This is a genomic window from Salinibacterium sp. (assembly GCF_031364185.1).
Taxonomy (GTDB): domain Bacteria; phylum Actinomycetota; class Actinomycetes; order Actinomycetales; family Microbacteriaceae; genus Rhodoglobus.
Genome location: NZ_JANLVV010000085.1, coordinates 1 through 3,636, shown reverse-complemented (window position 1 = coordinate 3,636; position 3,636 = coordinate 1). Strand labels below are relative to the sequence as shown.

The window sequence follows — 3,636 nt, the reverse complement described above, 5'->3', positions numbered from 1 at the left end:
CATCGGCAAGTCAGAGACCGACCGTCGCGCGGCCACAATCCTGCTCACCCCGCACGGGGTGCACGTCCGCCGTGAATGCGCTCCGCTCTGGGAAAAAGCTCAACGCCAGTTCGAAGAAAAGATGGGTTCGGAGGCAGCCACCGCACTTCGCTCCCTCTTGCGGGCGGTGTGACTGTGCGCTGCTGCCACGTTCAGAATCTCGCAAAAAGCCCAATTATGGGCCATGAACAGCACCCCGGACATCCGCGAGGGGCATTTGAAAGTCAGGACCGCACATGCCGCTCGTAAAGGTAAATCTCGTCAAGGGTCGCTCCGCAGAGCAACGAGCTGCCATCGGTGACAGCATCCAGGCGGCCCTTGTGTCGATGCTGAAAGTTCCGGAGGCAGACCTTTATCAGCTCTTCACCGAGTTCGATGACACCAACTTCCGGCACACCAACGGCTACCTCGGGCTGGAGTACACCCCGCAACTGCTCGTCATCGAGATCACCATCCTAGAGGGCCGCGACGACGACACCAAGATTAGGCTGCTCGCCGAGATCAACCGAAACCTCGTTGCTGCCGCTCTCGTGCGGCCCGACGACGTCTTCATCATGATCACCGAAATCGGGCTCGCCAACCTCTCGTTTGGAGGAGGGCTCGCACAACGATTCCCCGCCGCGAGCGCCGGCTAGACAACCCCCACAACCCTCAGCCCCATCGACCAGAAGGACTTCCAATGACAATCAATCGCACTTCGGCGGGGCCCGGCCTTCCCACAGGATTCCCTTTCAGCCTCTCCGCAGAGGCTAACGGCACGTGCTTCATCAGTGGGATGCCATCGCTGGACGCCGAAGGAAAGTTCAAAGCAGGCACCTTCACCGAGGAAACCCACATGGCATGGCACAATGTCATCTCCATCGCAGAGGCATCGGGATATTCCGCCGGAGAGATCGTGTACGTCCAGTGTGTGGTCGCAGACATCCAGGACTATGGCGATCTCAACGACTGGTGGAGAACGACTTTCCCCGACATCGCCAGCGCACCAGCACGCTTCACCTTCCAGGCTGGTGCACTGCCGTTCGGCGCAAAGATCGAGATTCAGGCGGTGGCTGGCCGTGGAAATCACTGAGGTACATCACCTTTCGGTCACGGCTGCAGACGTGAAGGCCGCGCAGCATCGCCTCGGTACCCAGGTGCGCCGCACGCCAGTCATGCACATAGAAGAGAATCAGCTGAGCCAACAGCACCCAGCCTTCTGGCTCAAACTCGAATCTCTCCAACACACCGGCGCTTTCAAAGCGCGCGGGGCGTTGAACAGTCTCCTGGCGACGACGATTCCCGCGGCGGGAGTCATCGCAGCCAGCGGCGGTAACCACGGCCAGGCGGTGGCATGGGCTGCCCGTTTGCTTGGAGTTGCGGCAGCGATCTACGTCCCGACCACCTGCCCGGAGATCAAGCTCCGCCGGCTCGCTGAGTACGGAGCTACCGTCACTGTCGTCGGCGACGTGTACGACGAGAGCCTGGTTGCCGCGATGCTTTCCGCAGCTGAAACAGGCGCAGCAATGATTCACCCGTTCGATCAGGATCTCACCATCGCCGGCGCCGGAACGGTAACCTCGGAATTTATCGAGCAGGTCACAGGTCTCGATTCGATTCTGGTGCCCGTCGGAGGTGGGGGACTTCTGGCCGGAGCGGTCGCGGCGTTGACCGGATCGGAAACTGTCGCCGTCGGCGTTGAACCGATCTCGGCTCGCTGCCTTGGCGCGGCCATGGATGCTGGTCACCCGGTCGACGTAAAAGTTTCTGGACCCGCGGTCGACAGCTTGGGACCTCGGCGCGTCGGACAACTGTGCTTCAACGCGGTCGTCGAACACGGCGTGCACCAGGTCGATGTGGCCGACGAGGCGATTGTCGCAGCCCAGCTGGCCGCGTGGAACGAACTCCGGATCGGCCTCGAGGGCGGTGGCGCTACCGCGCTGGCAGCTCTACTCAGCGGAGCCTACGTCCCGGATGCTGGCGAAATCGTCGGGGTTCTCGTTACCGGTGGAAATGTTGACCTGGCGAAACTCTCAGCGACCGCCCCGATCGCACGCGCATGAAGCACCGCAGCAGCACAGGATCAACCAATTGCAAAAATACGGAAAGAGGACGGATATGACCATCTTGCAGGCGCGTGATTCGACAATGACACCAGCGGTGACCAAGAGCGCAATTGATACTGTTGAGGTGGCGTCCATCGAGCAAGGCTTTGTCGGAAAAGTTGCCATTGTCACAGGCGCCGACACGCCCCTTGGTGCCTCCATCGCTCATCTTCTCGCCGCCCATGGCGCACGGATCGCGCTGGTTGGCCGCGACGAGATGTTCCTCCGGATCCTGGAGTCAACGATCGCAGCAACCGGCGGCGACGCCGTCGTACTCGTCGCCGACGTCCGAGACAGGATCACGATGCAGGGGGTAGTCATGGCCACCGTTGAGCGTTTCGGTGCGCTGCATCTGGCCGTGAACAGTGGTGCGGCGATCCCCGAGACTTCGCGTCGCCGGGGCGCAGGCGGTAAGCATGAAGATGTCATCACCGTCGACCAATCGGCCCTCTTCTACGCGATGCGCGTGCAACTGCCCGCCATCGAAGCCGCCGGCGGAGGCGCGGTAGTCAACATCGCATCCGTTTACGGGCAATGGGGCTTTCCTGAGCGGGCGACGAGCATCGACGGTGCGGGCGGAGTTAGCAGCCTCACTCGCTCGGCAGCGAGGCAGTGGGGAAGACGCGGAGTTCGAATCAACGAGCTCCAGCCGGGTGTTATAAATTCTTGGCCCCGCGGTGAGAAACCGGAAGCAAAGGCCGCCGGAGCCATCGTGAGTAGCATCCCTGCCAACCGCATCGGGGAACCATCCGAGGTCGCCGCCGCCGTTCTCTTCCTGCTCTCGGATAGTGCGTCTTATATCACCGGAGCACGCCTCGCCGTCGACGGCGGATACGCCGCGTAGTCCGAATCGCAGGGTCTCTGGTCTGCGCGACTGAAACTGCCGACTGCTCAGCGTCGGCGCGAGACGCCTTCCCGTTGTCAAGTATGATCGCCCCGCCGGAGACGGCATTGGTTCCCGGCAGAACCCCGACCACGTCGTCAATAATCAGTCTCTTCAGCGCCCGTCGATCCTGAGTCGACAGGGCAGCGCGCAATGTGAGAACGAACTCGGCACGACTTTCATAGGCACTCATAAGACTCTTCTGCTCAATGAGAAATAGATGCGGATGTGCGGTTGGCCACTACATCACATTTCACACCAGGACGCTTCCTCCATCGATGACGGTCACCGTGCCCGTGGTGTAGTCCTGATCCATGACGTACACGAATGACTTAGCCACATCGGTCACCTCTGCAACCCGGCCGAGGGGAAGAGAAGCGGCCAGTCCCGCATACATCGCCATCTGGTCTTGAATCGACATCGAGTCCCAGAGTGGACTACGCACGACGCCTGGTGCGATCGCGTTCACCCGAATTGGAGCCAGTTCTATCGCGAGCGCTTTGGTCACGGCGATCGCTGTGGCGGAAACTGCAGCCCCGAGCATCCAGCCAGCACCGGGTCGGAACGCCGCAGATCCACTAGTGAAGGTGATGGATCCCCATGCGTTCAGATGTGGAACCGCCAGATGAG

At 61.3% G+C, this 3,636-nt stretch carries 5 protein-coding genes; 4 read left to right on the top strand and 1 reads right to left on the bottom strand.

Features of this window, described 5'->3' with window-relative positions; all coding sequences use genetic code 11:
- Positions 1 to 275 precede the first annotated feature (275 nt).
- The 4 genes from RMN95_RS04290 to RMN95_RS04275 are packed head-to-tail and all read left to right on the top strand — an operon-like array spanning position 276 to position 2,967.
- The gene (locus RMN95_RS04290; protein WP_309615722.1) at positions 276 to 674 is read left to right on the top strand and encodes a tautomerase family protein; all 399 of its coding nucleotides are present in this window, start codon (positions 276 to 278) and stop codon (positions 672 to 674) included.
- Between the two features lie 44 nt (positions 675 to 718).
- Positions 719 to 1,111 carry a RidA family protein gene (locus tag RMN95_RS04285; protein WP_309615721.1) on the top strand — a complete coding sequence of 131 codons (393 nt, stop codon included), beginning with the start codon at positions 719 to 721 and terminating at the stop codon, positions 1,109 to 1,111.
- Entirely contained in the window at positions 1,098 to 2,081 is a 984-nt protein-coding gene (locus RMN95_RS04280) for a serine/threonine dehydratase (protein ID WP_309615720.1), read from the top strand. The genes RMN95_RS04285 and RMN95_RS04280 overlap by 14 nt, the downstream gene beginning before the upstream one ends.
- Before the next feature lie 55 nt (positions 2,082 to 2,136).
- Positions 2,137 to 2,967, top strand: a complete 831-nt coding sequence (locus tag RMN95_RS04275) for an SDR family oxidoreductase (protein WP_309615719.1) — start codon at positions 2,137 to 2,139, stop codon at positions 2,965 to 2,967.
- 292 nt (positions 2,968 to 3,259) lie between these two features.
- Here RMN95_RS04275 and RMN95_RS04270 read toward each other — a convergent pair.
- Positions 3,260 to 3,636: SDR family oxidoreductase (locus RMN95_RS04270; protein WP_309615718.1), on the bottom strand; the 377-nt coding region annotated here is incomplete at its 5' end.